Source organism: Chryseobacterium rhizoplanae (genome assembly GCF_900182655.1).
Lineage (GTDB): Bacteria > Bacteroidota > Bacteroidia > Flavobacteriales > Weeksellaceae > Chryseobacterium > Chryseobacterium rhizoplanae.
Map to the genome: position 1 here is coordinate 95979 of NZ_FXTC01000006.1, position 17059 is coordinate 113037.

The 17059-nt window shown below is 33.9% G+C and carries 13 protein-coding genes and 1 tRNA gene; 4 read left to right on the plus strand and 10 right to left on the minus strand.

Annotation, left to right across the window (positions count from 1 at the left end; translation table 11 throughout):
- On the plus strand, positions 1-1320 hold the full coding sequence (locus FN817_RS14460) for a RagB/SusD family nutrient uptake outer membrane protein (RefSeq protein WP_142718580.1): 1320 nt from the start codon (positions 1-3) through the stop codon (positions 1318-1320).
- 79 nt (positions 1321-1399) lie between these two features.
- Positions 1400-2161 carry a LytR/AlgR family response regulator transcription factor gene (locus FN817_RS14465; RefSeq protein ID WP_142718581.1) on the plus strand — a complete coding sequence of 254 codons (762 nt, stop codon included), beginning with the start codon at positions 1400-1402 and terminating at the stop codon, positions 2159-2161.
- Between the two features lie 505 nt (positions 2162-2666).
- On the opposite strand, the gene FN817_RS14470 is transcribed toward FN817_RS14465, so the two are convergent.
- The 9 genes from FN817_RS14470 to FN817_RS14510 form a co-directional block, all read right to left on the minus strand.
- A complete protein-coding gene (locus tag FN817_RS14470; protein WP_142718582.1) occupies positions 2667-3449 on the minus strand; it encodes a hypothetical protein in 783 nt (260 codons plus the stop codon).
- 91 nt (positions 3450-3540) lie between these two features.
- Positions 3541-4152 (minus strand): protein-tyrosine phosphatase family protein, encoded by a 612-nt coding sequence (locus FN817_RS14475; RefSeq protein ID WP_142718583.1) that lies wholly within the window; start codon positions 4150-4152, stop codon positions 3541-3543.
- 75 nt (positions 4153-4227) lie between these two features.
- Positions 4228-4587 (minus strand): helix-turn-helix domain-containing protein, encoded by a 360-nt coding sequence (locus FN817_RS14480; protein WP_142718584.1) that lies wholly within the window; start codon positions 4585-4587, stop codon positions 4228-4230.
- Entirely contained in the window at positions 4557-4874 is a 318-nt protein-coding gene (locus FN817_RS14485; protein WP_317129982.1) for a helix-turn-helix domain-containing protein, read from the minus strand. Before FN817_RS14485 ends, FN817_RS14480 begins: the two co-directional genes overlap by 31 nt.
- Before the next feature lie 333 nt (positions 4875-5207).
- Positions 5208-6053 carry a hypothetical protein gene (locus FN817_RS14490; RefSeq protein ID WP_142718586.1) on the minus strand — a complete coding sequence of 282 codons (846 nt, stop codon included), beginning with the start codon at positions 6051-6053 and terminating at the stop codon, positions 5208-5210.
- A 667-nt stretch (positions 6054-6720) separates the two neighbouring features.
- Positions 6721-8043, minus strand: a complete 1323-nt coding sequence (locus tag FN817_RS14495; RefSeq protein WP_142718587.1) for a hypothetical protein — start codon at positions 8041-8043, stop codon at positions 6721-6723.
- 239 nt (positions 8044-8282) lie between these two features.
- A complete protein-coding gene (locus FN817_RS14500; protein WP_142718588.1) occupies positions 8283-9779 on the minus strand; it encodes a hypothetical protein in 1497 nt (498 codons plus the stop codon).
- Between the two features lie 129 nt (positions 9780-9908).
- The gene (locus tag FN817_RS14505) at positions 9909-10946 is read right to left on the minus strand and encodes a hypothetical protein (RefSeq protein ID WP_142718589.1); all 1038 of its coding nucleotides are present in this window, start codon (positions 10944-10946) and stop codon (positions 9909-9911) included.
- Positions 10947-11751: 805 nt separating this feature from the next.
- Positions 11752-13188 (minus strand): tetratricopeptide repeat protein, encoded by a 1437-nt coding sequence (locus tag FN817_RS14510; RefSeq protein WP_142718590.1) that lies wholly within the window; start codon positions 13186-13188, stop codon positions 11752-11754.
- A 698-nt stretch (positions 13189-13886) separates the two neighbouring features.
- Between FN817_RS14510 and FN817_RS14515 the strand changes: the two genes are divergently transcribed.
- Positions 13887-15050: a poly(ethylene terephthalate) hydrolase family protein gene (locus FN817_RS14515; protein ID WP_142718591.1), complete on the plus strand. Its 1164-nt coding sequence runs from the start codon at positions 13887-13889 to the stop codon at positions 15048-15050.
- Between the two features lie 441 nt (positions 15051-15491).
- Positions 15492-16571 carry a poly(ethylene terephthalate) hydrolase family protein gene (locus FN817_RS14520; RefSeq protein WP_228451571.1) on the plus strand — a complete coding sequence of 360 codons (1080 nt, stop codon included), beginning with the start codon at positions 15492-15494 and terminating at the stop codon, positions 16569-16571.
- Between the two features lie 266 nt (positions 16572-16837).
- On the opposite strand, the gene FN817_RS14525 is transcribed toward FN817_RS14520, so the two are convergent.
- Positions 16838-16910, minus strand: a tRNA-Phe gene (locus FN817_RS14525).
- Positions 16911-17059: the final 149 nt, after the last annotated feature.

Consider the following 17059-nt stretch of genomic DNA (forward strand, 5'->3'; position numbering starts at 1 on the left):
ATGAGAAAAATTACAACAATCATAGCACTTGCTGCAATCAGCTTTATCAATATCGGATGTGACAGATTTCTGGATATTCAGCCTGAAGGAAAAATTATTCCTGCTACCACTGAAGATTACAGAAAAGTCCTTACATCTGCATATTCAAAATATCCTGTCCACAAATCTCTGGTAGCCCTTCGTACCGATGAGGTAAGTATTGATGACAATGCTGCAGATTTTATTTCTTATCGTGAAATCGCGATGTGGAAAGATTCAAATAATGATCAGGCATCTACGGAATTCCCATGGGTAAGTTTTTATTCTGTGAACTTCTATCTGAACCAGATCATTAATGAAGGGAGTAAAACGATGAAGGATTCACCGGAGAAAAATCAGATTTTAGCAGAAGCATATGCTTTACGTGCCTATCTGTATTTTGATATGGTAAATTTATATGGAAAACCATACAACAATGCTACAGCTTCCACAGACAGAGGAGTTCCTATCAGCCTTGAAATTGATCTTGAGCAGGTATTGAAGCCATCTTCAGTACAGGAAGTATACAATCAGGTTCATACAGACCTTAAAAAAGCAGAAGATCTGATGGTAGAACAGAAGCAGGCTGTAGGAATGAATTATAGATTTTCAAAAACAGCATTGCTGGCTTTTGAAGCTAAAGCGGCTCTTTATGAAGGAGACTGGAATAAAGCTTTACATTTTGCAGATCAGGTACTGGCAGTAAAAGGAGATCTGGTAAATTTAAATAGCGTGAATACCCCGCCCAACCATTATGCCTCCCCGGAATCTATCATGGCGTTGGACAATACATGGGATAATTCTATCAAAAACCTGTCTTTTGCAGCTCCTGAACTTATTTCTTCATATAATACCACTACAGACAAAAGGTTTGGCATGTATTTTGAAAAAAATGGTAGTAAGTATAAAGTGATTAAAGGAGGAAGCTTAGAGTTCAAAGTGTCTTTCAGAACGGCAGAGCAGTACTTTATAAAAGCTGAAGCATTATTAAAGCTGAATAAACTGACTGAAGCTAAAGAGACACTTCTGAAAGTTTTAAAAAACAGATACACTCCGGATGGATATACTTCAGTTCAAAATGCAGTAAATTCAATGGATTCTACAGCTTTTATGAACTTTATCCTGGATGAAAGATTCAGAGAATTTGCTTTGGAAGGACAAAGATGGTTCGACTTAAGAAGAGCAAATCAGAAAAAAATAAGCCACACCATCAGTGGCAAGGAATATATTCTTCAGCAGAATGATCCGCGATATACCATTGAATATCCAATGAGCGCGAAGAAGAATAACCCTAATCTATAGAACTTCATATCAAATTCAATACAGATGAAACCGCTTGAACTTAATTGTTTCAGCGGTTTTTTTGTACTTTTGCATCGTTATGAAAATTGCCATTATAGAAGATGAACTGCTGGCTGTGAATTATCTGAAAAATCTTTTAGATACACAGAGCATAGTCCCTGTTACAGAGACTGTTATTCTTCGTTCCAAAAAACAGGCAATTGATTTTTTTGAGAAAGATTCAGTAGATCTTATCTTTATGGATATCCATCTTGGTGACGGAATGAGTCTTGAAATTTTCGAACATGTAGAGCTTTTCACCCCGATTATTTTCATTACTGCATTTGATGAATATGCCATGAGAGTCTTCAGGCATTTTACCATTGATTACCTTCTGAAACCTTTTGAAGAAGAGGATTTGCATAAAGCTCTGCAAAAGTTTATTTCCATACGTAACAATTTTGACCCGGAACCGGTACTGAAATCAATTTCCTCACTGCGCCAGGCAGAAGATGAGGTGATGAAACGTTTTATGGTGAGAGAAGGCAATAAGCTTAAATCAATTGACGAGCATAACACCGCGTATTTTTTTGCTTCCGGGAAATACCTTTTCCTTACTACAAAAGATCATCAGACCTATATCTATGATGATACCATTAAAGATATTATTCAGAAACTGAATCCGGAAATTTTCTTTAAAATTAACCGGAAATTTATTGTTAATAAAAATGCAGTTACGGAAATCATCAAGCATTCAAGCCAGAAGGTAGAATTGAAACTTTCTCCTGAACCTGAAGTGAGTACAGAAGTTTTTATCAGTAAACCTCAGATTGCTGAATGTCTTGGCTGGCTGAACAGGTAAAACTGGATAGAACGCATACCTAGAAGAATCAATGAAGTTGATTCCCGCTCCCTTTAAAATTTAGCTTTAAAAATTACTTTTAACTGGTAAAGTATAACAACAAAAAACCTCTAAAATAAATTAGAGGTTTTGAAGTGGTTTCTTCAGGAATATATTTTTTTCGATTACGTTGTTGACTTCTCTATTTTATATTATTCCAAGTGATAAGGTTTCTTCATTTTTGCTTATACTTTTTAGGGCATGAGTTTCATAATTTCTCATCTGATCACCTGTAATTATATTTTATCTATTGCTGATTTCCTTTTCTTTCTTACTCCTTCAAATTTTCATATATGGAATTGAGAAGTTCATCTATGTAATTTCCAATTTCATTTCAACCCTAAAGATTTTATCATTTTTTGGAGGAAGATGTTTTCTTTTATGGTTTCAATCGTAAAAGATTGTTCATTATACAGCTTTTTAAGTTTTGAATTCTCATAATCTTACAACTCTTAGATAAATGAATTTACTGTGATATCGGATAAGCATTTATACAGTTTTCTCCCCACTCATTTCCTCCTATATTTTTAAAATAAGCTGATGGTATAGCATTTTCCACTGTTGTATCTCCTACCACTAAATAATATCTTTTTACTGCATTGGTAGAATTCTTTAATAAGATTACTCCTTGTAAAATACCATTTTTATTTCCTTCTGAGGGGCCTCTAAATACAGTACTGACTAATCTATTGGCTGTTGTATAAAAATCATTTGTCAGAATATTGATACCATCTACATCATGATCAGAAAAACTGGCTTTTATTTTAAGCCACACATCTGAAGTTAATGGCGAACTGGTACTATCGTGTTGCAGAAGAAGAATGACATCTATTTTCCAAATACCCGGGGATACATCTATATATGCTCCTGTTGTATAAAATTGTGAGTCCTGCTGAAATCTAACTTTATTACCGGTTCCGACAGGAACAAAAGCTCCGGTAACTGTGATCAATGGATATCGTTTCCATGTTGCTGTTCCATTGGTATCGCTTGTTAAAACGTAATTATCCTGTTGGTTGCCATCAGCAAGTTTGAAGCCGGTCGTTGGGGAGGCCAGTGTACCTCCTGTCTGAATTTCAAATTTTTGTGTAGGGAGTGTAGTTCCTATACCTAAATTTCCCGTAGAGGTAACTGCAACATCATTGAGTTGTTGTGAGATAGAAGGTGCTCCAGCAGAAGGGTTGTCCTTTCCTCCGTCAATATGGAATGTGGCTTGAGGATTACCTGTATTAATGGCTATCTGGCCCATTGATTTTGTACTGAAAAGCAAAAATAGTATAAAAAAAAGAGCAAAATTTTTCACTGTAAAATTTGTGTTTTTAAATTGAAATAAGAAAAGATTAATTAAATACTTGTGTCTTAATATAATCTATATTCACATTTCTAACATAAGTAACCAGCTCCCCAGAGGTTAGCCAATGAAAATTATAGCCTCCTTGCGTCATCTCTTTAATTGCTTCATCTTTACTCCAGTTTTGGAAAACAATTCTGTACATTGCTACAGTATACCCGGTTCTGTCACTTCCATATTGACAATGTATATCTATAGGTTTTGGAGCCGTTTTTATGGTTCGTAAGGCATTGATAATTTCACTGTTCAAGCCTATTACTCCATTCATAGGAACTCTGTATAAACTTCCGGTATAGCTGGTTCCTCCAATATTATCTTTGTGAAATTCTCTCAAATTGAGAATTGATACAATATGATTTTGCTGAAAGTAATTAAAACCATTACTACCAGGTTGTTCACTTCTGTAGATATCATCATTTATTTTATACAGATTATTAAAAGGTGTTCCTGTAATCTTTTCAGCCCAGTTTTGAGGTCGTGAGCCTTTAGAAGCATAAGCTGATTCAGAATTTTGTGAGGTATAAGTTTCTATAGAATCCTCTGAATTTTCAGGAGTACATGCGAGTGTACTCAATGCTAAAATAATAAAAATTTTTTTCATAGTTTTTCATATTTAAAATTGTGTATTGATCTTTGTGAAAAGCCTTATCCTTAAATTAAGGATCATTATATTTTATCATGATAATCTCTTATCAGCTAAAAATTTTTTTTTCCATTTACTGATGGTGTTACGGCTTATCTTAAAATAAGCAGCCACTTCATAATTAGTCAGTTTATCTTTCTTTTGGTAGTCAAGAATTTGGAGGATTGTTTCCGTGTCATATGAACGATATCTCTGGTTGAAAGTGAGGTTTTTATCATTGTTTCCAAAAATAATAATGTTAATGCTAATAACATCAAGGTTGGATAACACCTTTTTAGATAATATTTTTTCGCATTCTACTTTCTTTTCAGGGTGTTCTAGTTTGATGAGATCAGAGTAAATTCTTTTGTAGTCTGGCCTTACTATTCCTCCTCCATATACTTTTTTATCCATTTATATAATGTGGTTTTAGGAATTTTATACTCATTTATTATTTGATTTCGGTCTTTTTTACCTGATTTTATAAGTTCTAAAATAAAGTCGATCATTTCTTTGGTATAAATATTTTTCCGAAACTCAGGCAATACTGATTTTTCTTTACTAAGGTTCTTATTATACCTCGATGATGATGGAGGAGCATATAGAATGAGATGATTTGAATATATTCTAAAAAAATCATACTCCAGTAATTTGCTCCATTTAAGAAGAATATCAGAAGAAATATTTTCTTGTAGAAACATGTACTCTATGTCTTGTTCAGTACATTTTATAAATATGCAGGCTCTCTTAAAATCTATATTCTGTTCTTGAAATTTTGCTTGAATTAGTTTTCCGATGTGAATGTGTTTGAAATTCATTTCTCTTAAAAAAATTAATCTAGTTATAATATTATTTGTGTTTTTATAATATGTAAAATAAAAAAAGATCCATGTTTCAAATTTTGAAAAATCCGACAGATAGTTTTAAGTAGAAACCTGCATATTGTTTTTAATATTAGTTTACTATAGTATTGATGATAGGACAGCGTTATCTAAATTCAATATATATTATTTAAAACAAAATTGTTTTACCTATTATTGTGACAATGGATAGGCGATGATACTATTCTCTCCCCATTCATTGCCTCCCACATTTTTAAGATTAGCTGCTGGTACTGGATTTTGCACTGTTGTATCTCCTACAACTAAATAGTATCTTTTTACAGCAACGGTAGAATTCTTTAATATGATTGTTCCTTGTAAAATACCATTTTTATCTGCTGGTCCTGTTGAGGGGCCTTGAAATAAGGTACTGGCTAACCTGTTAGCTCCGGAATTAAAATCATTAGTTAAATTACCGGTACCATCTGCATTATTGTCTGAAAAACTGGCCTTTACCCAAAGCCAGGTATCTGCAGGTAAAGGGGAACTAAAAACATCATGTTGTATAAGAAGAATAACGTCCACTTTCCAGATACCCGGTGGCAAATCGATGTACGCTCCTGTTGTATAAAATGTAATGTCCTTCTGAAATTTAACTTTACTGCCGGTTCCGCCAGGAACAAAAGTTCCGCTATACGTCATCAATGAAGGCCGCTTCCACATGGCCACTCCATTGGCGTCAGTCGTTAGAACGTAATCCTTGAATTGGCTGCCATCAGCAAGTTTGAATCCGGTTACCGGAGAAGCTGGTGTACCCCCTGTCTGAATTTCAAATTTTTGGGTAGGTGTAGTAGTTCCTATTCCTAAATTTCCTGCAGAGGTAACGACAACATCATTGAGTTGTTGTGAGGTAGAAGGTGCTCCTGCAGAGGGGTTATCCTTTCCTCCATCAATATGGAATGTGGCTTGTGGGACAGCTGTATTAATCCCTACCTGACCTTGTGATTTTGCACTAAAAATCAAAAAGATGGCTAAAAAAGAAAGTTTTAGATTTTTCATTATTGTATTATTTAAAGTTTTTAAAGTATCGTGACTTAGTGAAGTAATGACACGACAAATTTAATGGTAATACAACTAACTTCACGTACATCATAGTACATCATAGTACATCATTTGTGTAGCATTAGTGTGGTGGAAGTGCATTTGATGAGGTGAGGGGTGTCTGTATTTGTATGTATTGAAAGCTTTTTGTCAAAGAAGGAATAAGTTTCGAGTACTGACAAAATAATAACGATGAAATTATCAAAACGGTTTCGTATGCTCTATCTGACAAATCTTATTTGGAGTTATTGCATGTGTGATTTCACGCTTAAAAATTCATTTAAATACCAAGCCGGGAAATCTAATCTAAGCTATTGTTTTTTTTAAAAATAACTATAAACTTCAGAATTGCCTTTTTCAGCTCCGGTAATATTAAAGTATTCAGCTAAAAACTCTGGATGTAATCATTTAAGAATTTGTGATCCTTTAAAATCAAAAAAACACCAATTCAATATTCCCTGTCTTTTGTTATTAATTCATATTTTTGAATAAATAACAAATCCTGTCAATTAAAACCCGACAGGCTTGAAAGCCTGTCGGGTTTTTTTGGAAGCATACAATAATATGCTTACCTCAACCAAAAATAATGAATATCTATGAATATCTATTTAGGATCATATTTTACTTACCACATAATCTCTTTGTGGTATAATGAATATTCTTTTTTGAAGAGAGGGAAGGTTCCTTCATATCTCAATGGAGAAATTCCAAATCCATAAAACATATCGGCCTGAATTTTCCCTTTTATATCAAAAGTTCCTTTCTTTTCAGGAATTAACTGCATACCCAGGCTTGATAAGGCAGACACCCTTCCCCTTAAGCCCGAATTAGCAATAGGAACCGTTACAAAAAGTAATCCCACTGCTCCTTTGGCTTCTATACCTACTTCTGCCGTCAGATCTCCTTCTACTTTAGTAATGTTGGGACCTCCCTTATATATTAAATCAAGGTTAAGGTCAGGACTTGTTCCAACAAGGAAATTGGCTTTTCCCCCAATTTCAAAGAGTCTCGCCTGTACCTTTCCGGTTGCTCCCGCACCCAAATAAGGCCCGGCTGATATAGTAGGACTTAGGATGAGTCCTGTAGGCCCTAAAACAATGGGTGCAATAGGAATATTGAAATAATCCGTAGCGCTTATTGTGTAACCCACGGTTGCCTGAATATTAGCCAAAGTTTCAAGACTGATGTCATCCATAATAAAATTAACTTTAAAATCAGATAAATGCCCTGCAGAGAAAGAAATTGTATAGTCAATTTTAGGGGTAAACCCGCCTTTTACGTTCACATCAGAGGCAACGGTAACAGGGCCGACATTCTGAGTAGGAAGAGGGAATGTTTTGTCAAAATTAAAATGATTAAAAGTAAGCATCTTTTGGTTATTCAGATTTTTAGCTTCTATCGCTAAAATTTTATGATTCACTTCTTCAGAAACAAAATTTTCAACAGGGATATAATTAACCATCTTTCCATCCACATTAACGGGAGCTTTTCCTGATGAATCATAAATCCCGCTGATGGTACCACTATAAATAAGCTCTTCCAATTTTGCACCTGAGGTCTGTACAGCTAATTTATCGTTAGTTCTGGAGACAGAAGTTACTTTAGAAAGAATTGTATTCACATTGTTTCCATCCACTTTTGTGCCTACAATCACTGTTCCTTCTTTAATACTATCAACCTGTGGGGTGATGTGACTAAATGTAATCCCCTGTGAGTTCTGAGTAGAAACCGAAGCTACTGATTCATCATTAAGGATGATTACATTTTTTTGCAGGGTAATATCTCCCAGTTTTTTCAGATTACCGGAGCCTTCCTGACTTGTTGGGGTATTTTCTTCGGAAAGACTATCCTGGGAACAAGAAGCCAAAATCAATACTGGAAGTATAAAAAGAAATACAAAATGGTAAAATCTTCTATACTTCTTAAAATAATTAAAATTGTTTTTCATAAAAAAAATATTTAAAAGTTATTAAGAAAAATATTTGTCTGATAAATAGTTTATATTAATAAACTTATATTAAAAGTGCAGAAAGTAAATGGCGGAATTGTTTTTAAACTTCACTTAACCCGAATTCATATTATTTATTCTTTAACTTTCAATTATTTAGCGGATCCTACACAGAATTTAAAAATAGAACCAGCTTGATTATTATTATTTGTCGATATAATTATTTCATCAAACCATACTCAACCAATATTGTAAATGATTCCACCACCATAAGATAAAGCACTTGCTATATCTTCAATTGAATTTTGGTTAAATATAAAGTTTTGGTTACATGTACCTCCAGAAGCCTTTGTCATTAATATTTGTGAAGTTACGTCTACACCGTTATTTCTTAGTACAAAAGTGAATTTTTCATATTTTTCTGATGCTGTCTGATAAACTTTAATATTACTGACGTTTCGACTAAATTTTATTTTCATAGATGAAGAAGGATTAAACCTTGCTAACCAGTAAGCGTCAGTATCAGTTGTTACTTGACAATTAGTGAGAGGGAAGAAGGAGGTTTGCGAAATGTCAGTATAATTACTAAAGGTAGCATCCACTGGCAAATTATTCACCGTTCCAGATGCTGAACCTCCTGAGCTTCTATAGGGAAGCATAAACCCGTTACATGCCGCCGTAAGATCTGGATTAGGAGGAGTAACACACTCACATGCGCATCCGGACCAGCCGTTTGGTTTATATACTTTTACACAATCTGCGGTAAGATCAAAGATCATGGTGCCCACAGCTATATTGCCCCCTGCCGGATTGGTTATATTGGAAAGAGTCTGATTGGCCGGTAAAACCAGACCTGCTGTATTGGTCGTTCCCTGATTAATATCTAAAGCTCCTCTCGGATTATCTGTTCCCATGCCAATGTTTCCTGAAGACTTTATGGTCATTCTTGCGGCAAAACCTGTAGCATTTCTTGTTAAAAACTGTAGACCTGCAAAGTTATTAGTGATATCTCTGTCAATTCCTAAAATAGACGCCCCTGAAATTCCCGTCGCAGAAGCTGATGGAATAAAATCTAGTGCTCCAATATATTTATCGTCTGTACGATTCATATTGTATAAAGTGATACTTCTTGCTGCATTTCCATTACAAACTTTACAATTATTAATACCAACAGAAAGGGCATCAGTAAGTCCCCCGGGAGTACGTGTATAAACAGCTAAAACAGATGAAGGAGCTGTAGTCCCCATCCCCACCAGGTTGTTTGCAGCATCTACAGACAATGTATTTCCATTCACCGAAAAAGCATTGTTAGCTGTTCCTGTAAAGGCAAGGGTATTTGCTCCCTGAGTGACGGTTCTGTTTCCTGTAAGTGTACCATTAGAATTATAAATATTCACATCAGAAGAAGTAGAGCCCGTTTTTATTTTTGTCCACAGAGTTCCGTCAAAATAGTAGTATCCGACAGTATCTATGTTGGCTGCCGTACCACTCTGTGCTCCTGTACCGATACTATTGACATAGATCATAGTGGAAACCGGAATACCCGTCATACTTTGGGCTCTCTGTCTGTCTACCCGGGGTACCAGTAAACCATCTACATTGGTGGTTGTTCCTGTTGCATTTTTCGCTGTTATATCCAATGTGGATGCCGGGGTTGCAGTATTGATACCAATCTGAGCATTGACATGTATTGAGAGTGCGGATGCTATAATTAAAGATAATATTATTTTTTTCATGATGAATTTGTGTTAAATAGCTTAATTTACCAAAATGATTATCGGCAGACAATAAGGATAGAATGAATATCCAATAGTCCTATATGATACATGGATCATAAAACCCGGGGTTTCTGTGTGGTATTTAATTTATATCCCACACAAGCATCCGGACCATCCGGTAGATTTATATACTTTTACACAGTCTGCGGTAAGATCATAAATTATGGTCCCTATCGCTACATTACCCCCTGCCGGATTGGTTATATTGGAAGGAGATTGATTAGCCGGTAAAACCAGACCCGCTGTATTGGTCGTTCCCTGATTAATATCTAAAGCTCCTCTCGGATTATCTGTTCCCATGCCAATGTTTCCTGAAGACTTTATGGTCATTCTTGCGGCAAAACCTGTAGCATTTCTTGTTAAAAACTGTAGACCTGCAAAGTTATTAGTGATATCTCTGTCAATTCCTAAAATAGATGCCCCTGAAATTCCCGTCGCAGAAGCTGATGGAATAAAATCTAGTGCTCCAATATATTTATCGTCTGTACGATTCATATTGTATAAAGTGATACTTCTTGCTGCATTTCCATTACAAACTTTACAATTATTAATACCAACAGAAAGGGCATCAGTAAGTCCCCCGGGAGTACGTGTATAAACAGCTAAAACAGATGAAGGAGCTGTAGTCCCCACCCCCACCAGGTTGTTTGCAGCATCTACAGACAATGTACTTCCATTCACCGAAAAAGCATTGTTAGCTGTTCCTGTAAAGGCAAGGGTATTTGCTCCCTGAGTGACGGTTCTGTTTCCTGTAAGTGTACCATTAGAATTATAAATATTCACATCAGAAGAAGTAGAGCCCGTTTTTATTTTTGTCCACAGAGTTCCGTCAAAATAGTAGTATCCGACAGTATCTATGTTGGCTGCCGTACCGCTCTGCGCTCCTGTACCGATACTATTGACATAGATCATGGTGGAAACCGGAATACCCGTCATACTTTGGGCTCTCTGTCTGTCTACCCGGGGTACCAGTAAACCATCTACATTGGTGGTTGTACCTGTTGCATTTTTTGCTGTTATATCCAATGTGGATGCCGGGGTTGCAGTATTGATACCAATCTGAGCATTGATATTTATTGACAATATTGTAACAATAATTACGCAACTTAAATTTTTGTTTTTCATAACTGTATTGTGTTTCTTTAAAATAAATTTTAATTGATAAAGTCTGATCCCTAAAATCGTACAATAATGAACTTCTTTGAAGTATTTCTTAATATGATTTAATTAAGATATAGGATGAAATTTTTGTCATCCCAAAAACTTTAAGTGTTTGTGCTTGGTCGCTCACAAAGTTCTGGAATTTAATGCCGTGTATAGTTTTTTTTATGACACTATTTATACATCATATATACATCATATATATGTTATTTGCACATCAATTGTATGTAATAAAAATTCTCAATATTGATTTAGTGCAGACTAAAACATATTATTTAAACCCGGACTCGATTAATAAATTCGGATGAATGAATAGGATAAAAAATATAGTGTATTTATATGACTATTAAATATTTAGAAGTTGTTCGATGGTTATAAGATGTACTGAATGTATTTGAAGCCTGTGTGCTATCTTTGACCATGTTTGAGTAGGAAAATGTTTGGATATGTCCTTGGGGGATGCCACCTCCGTATAGGTGTGTAAAGATAAAGTAATCAGTGATGATAATGTTTTTAAAGAGGAAATAGTTATGAGGTATTTTGAATGTAAGTTTTACGCGGTTATTAATGATAAGGGAGAGATTTTTAGCTTTATGACCGCATTCTTGAAAATATGGATGAAGGAAAGTTCCTGAAAAGTAAGAATTTTATTAAGAAAATATTGACAATTTCTTGGGAGGATACTTGCTTACAATTTTCTAAACAATCATGATATATTCAAGCCCGGTTAATTAACCCTATAGTGGTTAATTGAACACGGGTTAATAAATCAAATTGATTTTAAAAAATTATGAATATTTTGACCTTGTTGTATATTTAATTTTTTTCTTAGCCTTCCTGTTTTATTATGAACAGACCTGTGCTGCATAAATGTAAAATTGGCTATTTCTTTTGAAGAGAACCCTAGCCAGATCATAACACATAAAGATAATTCTGACTTTGTAAGTTGTGGGTTAATTTTTAAGAGACTTAGGAAAAGATCCGGATGAATTTCCTGAAATCGGTTAATAAGTTTAAGGTCGTTTGATTTTGCCAAATCAATCAGTTCTGTAAAGTTTTCGTTGGTTATTTCATCTTTCCTTTCCTTGCTAGTATTTTCTTCAGGCTCAAAAGGAGAGAGGCTTATCTGTTTTTTTAATCTGTTTTTTCGGATTTTTAAAAATGAAAAAATAATGGCTATTATAAAAATAATACTACCTATTAATAGATACATAAAAGTTGACGTTGACTCGTTATTGCTTTCTTTTTCAATATATTTATTTATTGAAATATCTATGGCCTCGTTGCCGGCCATTTTTAAATTGTCATTTAACTGTGTGTATTTTAAAACATATTCATTCTCTTTGTTTTTATTATTCATGCTTTTATATATTATCGAGATATTACGATAGATCTCGGGAAGCATATTGATACTTTGGGTTTTTTTTAAAATTGTAGAAGCTTTTTCATAATATTCAAGAGCGGGTAAGTACTCTTTTTTTTTCAAAAGAAGACCTCCATAAAAAGAATATATTATTCCTTCTCTTATAGTACCATACTCTTTTCTTTTAAGAAGTATAAGTGCATTTTTATTATAAAAAGTTGCTGAATCAAGATTGTTAGACACCTTTAAATGGAAACGTCCTATTAAAGAACTATTGAGTGCAGAAGGATCTACATCAAAACCTTTGTGAAAATAGATTAATGCTGAGTCGCTTTTTTTATCTATAAAAAAACCGGCTCTTTGTCCGTATATGTCCCCTAATAAACTACTTCTTTCATTTAATTTTAAAGCATATTTAAGTGCTTTTGTATTATAATTTAATCCGGTCGTTGACAGACCAAGTGCAGAATTAACCCATGCATATTCATAATATAACTTGGTATATATAAAGTCATCTTGAAGTTTTATAGCCAGGCCCTGAGCCAATTTTAAATAATAAGAACTTACTTTGTATTTTCCAAGGGTTCTGTAAGTAGTGGCGAGATTGATATACCCTAATGCTTCCCCTTTTTCATACTTGTTCTTTTTTGATATTTTAATTAATTTTTTATTTAATTCTATAGATTCTTCTTTTTTACCGTTCAGCATTAATTTTTCATTCTTATCCAACAAAGCCTTGTCAATTGAAGCATCCTTATTGTTTTTGGAGCAATTGGTTACCATAACAAGCAGTAAGGCAAATAGAATGATATTAGATAATTCTTTAAGGTCTTTTTTTTTCATACAATTCATATTAATTTTCACTTGTGAGGTAGCAGTAAATGATAGTGAAAATTGTTTATATAATGTTTAAATAATTGTAATTATTGACTATCATTTTATTGTCATAAATATATAAAACATCTTTGGTGATAATGCAATATAAAGATGGTATTTAATTTTTTTTATTTTATGGTTCTAAATATACTTCTGTATGTTGTATAATCAAAAAAAATACGCATTAATGTGTTCTTCGTATACACATTAAATACACATCAGATGTACATTATATGTACATTTTTTAGTTTATTGTTTTATGTAAAATCAAAAGCCAGTATTAATTAGTCTGAAAACAACATTGCTTTAAGAATGGATTGGCGACTGAGTTTGCGATTTGAAAAGACTTGGAATGAAAATAGATTTCTCAATATCAATGCAGATGTGTGTATTTTTATAAATATCTGAGAAGGCTTTCAAAGGTGTATACGATTTTATACCATAGAAGATGTTTTTCAGACTTTATCATTTTCCCGGAAGCCTATTTAAGCCTGATGGATATCAGGCTTTTTATTTAGTTTTATAAGTAATATAATTGATGTATTTATTGTGTATGTATGGTGTGGTTTTTTTTGTGATTTAAAGTATTATGATTACGATATTTGGATATCTCTAATCAGAGGTGAATTATTTATCAATCAACATAATCTTAAATTAAAAAAACTATGAAAAAGTTTACCTTAATGGCAGCAGCATCGCTTCTGCTTATGGTCTCCTGCCAGAGAGAAGATTCTCCAGGTACAGAAGCTCAACCACAATCAGCCGTTATGGAAAAAAATATAAAGTTGTTGATTGATCCCAATGATATAAACATGTTTGGTGGAAAACCAATAGAAAATTTACCTGCAAAACCTGAAAGTGAAAATAATCTTAATGCGAAATCAAGTGTTTTTTCTACGGGTTTAGCTAATTCAGAATTTGGGAAATCAGGACCTTACGGCGTCTCAACGGATGACGTTTTGGGTGACTGTGACAGTTACTTTGGGACAATAGTCCCTATTGCTCAGGCTTTGGGTATTGTTGTTGATAACTCAATAAAATGTAATAATAATTTTCCTTATGGATTAAATACTGACGTTTTTTCATCACATATTTATTATCCTACCAATATTAAAAATATGGGTAAGCTGCCTGTAGTTAATTTCGTAGGCGGCATTATGGCCAATACTGCTATGTACTCCCAAATGGCAAGTCTATGGGCAAGTAACGGATATATTGTAATAGTGTCTTCAGATTTTGTGAATGTACTTCCAACGATGCATTTACTTGCTTTCAAGGAATTAAGCAATATGAATAAAAATCAACAGTCTCCGTTATATGGCAAAGTAGACTTGTCACGTTCACTGATCTCCGGACATTCAGCCGGAGGTGGTACAACGCTTTTAACCGGAAGTATATCTGCTAATACATTTAAAGTGATTGATCCTGAAATAAAGATATTAGGGGCAATGTCAATTGAGGGAAGCCCAATTGCTATAGGTTTAACTGTAAAAGTTCCCACATTATTTTTAGCAGGTATGCAGGATGTAATAGTTCCTCCTTTTGTTCATAAATTGTGGCAATATGATACCCTTCCTCAGCCAGCATGGACTGCTACGGCAACAACGGCAACACATTTTAGCCCATTAATGGAGACTTCCCGTAATGAATTTGCTGGACTGACAGTTGCATGGCATAAATATCTGGCTGAAAACGACCCTTCTGCAAAATCATATTTTGTAGGTAAAAATTATAAACTGGAACAGGATACGCAATTTGTACAAGGGGGAGTGTTGGGGCTTAATCCTTTTAAAGTAAACCGTAATAGAAAAGCAGAGGAATTAAAGTAATTAATTCTTGTGAAACTTTCTAAAGGAAAATCATTACTTTGATGATGATTTTCCTTTCTTTAATTTAAAAATCCCGGCAGTGATATATCAAATGAAATGTGTAAACTGGATGAGAGTCATTTTGTAATTATGCTTATAAGATGAGTCTGAAAATTTATTCCTTACCTGAGCTTGATTAGTAAAATGAAGAAATTGATTATTAGAAATTTTTTAAATTATCCTTTGAATTTTAATAGGTATTATTGTCCATCTATTAAATTTTAGAATCAAGTAACTCTTTAGGGTGTTTTTTTATATTTAAGTGGTATAATTGAGGTATATATAGTGTATATATGATGTTGTTTTTTTTGTGATTTAAAGTATTATGATTATGATATTTGGATATCTCTAATTAGAGGCGAATTATTTACCAATCAACATAATCTTTAATTAAAAAAACTTATGAAAAAAAATGTATTAATGACATTGTTTATTACATGTCTGACTTTGAGCTCTTGTCAAAGAGATGAAGTCAATGAAATGAAAAAAAATGAGTCTACGGGACAGATGGTTGATCCTTCTGTACAATCTGTACTGTTTCCTGCAAAAGGTACGGCTAATGCACAGTACGGCAAACCGGGACCTTATCAGGTAAGTACAAATGCTGTTGTAATGGATTGTAATACCCTGGTGGGTAAGTTTATCCCTATGTTGCAAATGGTTGGGATCTTAGATGGAAGTATTAAATGTAGTAATAATCTACCTTATGGTACGAAAGGTCCGATTGCCAGTTATGTTTATTATCCTTCTAACATTCGGAATTTAGGAAAGCTTCCTGTGGTAAATTTTGTAGGCGGAATCCTTTCGAGTACAGCGAATTATGATCAAATGATGAGATTGTGGGCAAGCTATGGATTTGTCGTGGTAATTTCATCCGATTTTGTGAATTCTATGCCGGAAATGCATCTTTATGGCGCTTATATGGCAAAATCGTATAATGAGAATCCCCAATCTCCTCTTTTCGGAAAGGTTGATTTATCAAAAATGATTATTGCCGGTCATTCTGGTGGAGGACAAGCTACTCTCTTGACAGCAAGTCTACCATCTGACATCATGAAGACTATAGACCCCAATTTAAAAATGATCGGTGCGCTACCTATTGAACCTGGCCCTTTAGCCATAGGATCTACTGTTGCAGTACCCACATTACTTTTAACAGGAGCACTTGATAATGTAGTACCTGCACCACTTTGGGCAAATATATTAGAATATGATCTATTAAAAAAAATACCTGCATGGTCTGCCACTGCTGTTACGGCTACTCATTTTAGTACAACAATGGAAATTTCGAAAAATGAATTTGCAGGAATTTCTGTAGCATGGTTAAAATATCTTGGGTATAATGATGTGGGAGCAAAATCTTATTTTGTAGGAGAAAATTATAAATTAAAAAGTGATCTGCAATTTAACAAACCTCTTCTTCTTCCTGATGTTTACCCTTATCCTGTTAAACGTAATAGTATGGCAGATGCTTTACAATAAAAACAAATATTTAAAGTATAATAAAAAACGAGTTTTAGCTCGTTTTTTTGTTTTAAAACTACTGTGTTCGTATAAAATGTATTGATTTATCTAGAAAATAAGTAGGTTCGAACTGCAGTAGGGATGCTTTCTTATATTTTTATAGGGGGTACTACTTTTGTACCTGATCTGTTTTTTTTGCTTGTCCCAACCGGTAATGAGTAATTTAACTTTTTCTGTAGGAATGTAAAACAAAAAAACCTCTGAACAATCAGAGGTTTTTGAAGTGGTTTCTCCAGGAATCGAACCAGGGACACATGGATTTTCAATCCATTGCTCTACCAACTGAGCTAAGAAACCATTTATGTTTTTGTTTATTACTTCGTTGTTTTAAAGTGATGCAAAAGTATAGTATTTTATAATATCGTGCAAGTTTTTTGATTTATTTTTTTGAGAAAATCTTTTACTATACCTTATTTTAGGTTCCAATGTATTGTTCATCAGTGGTT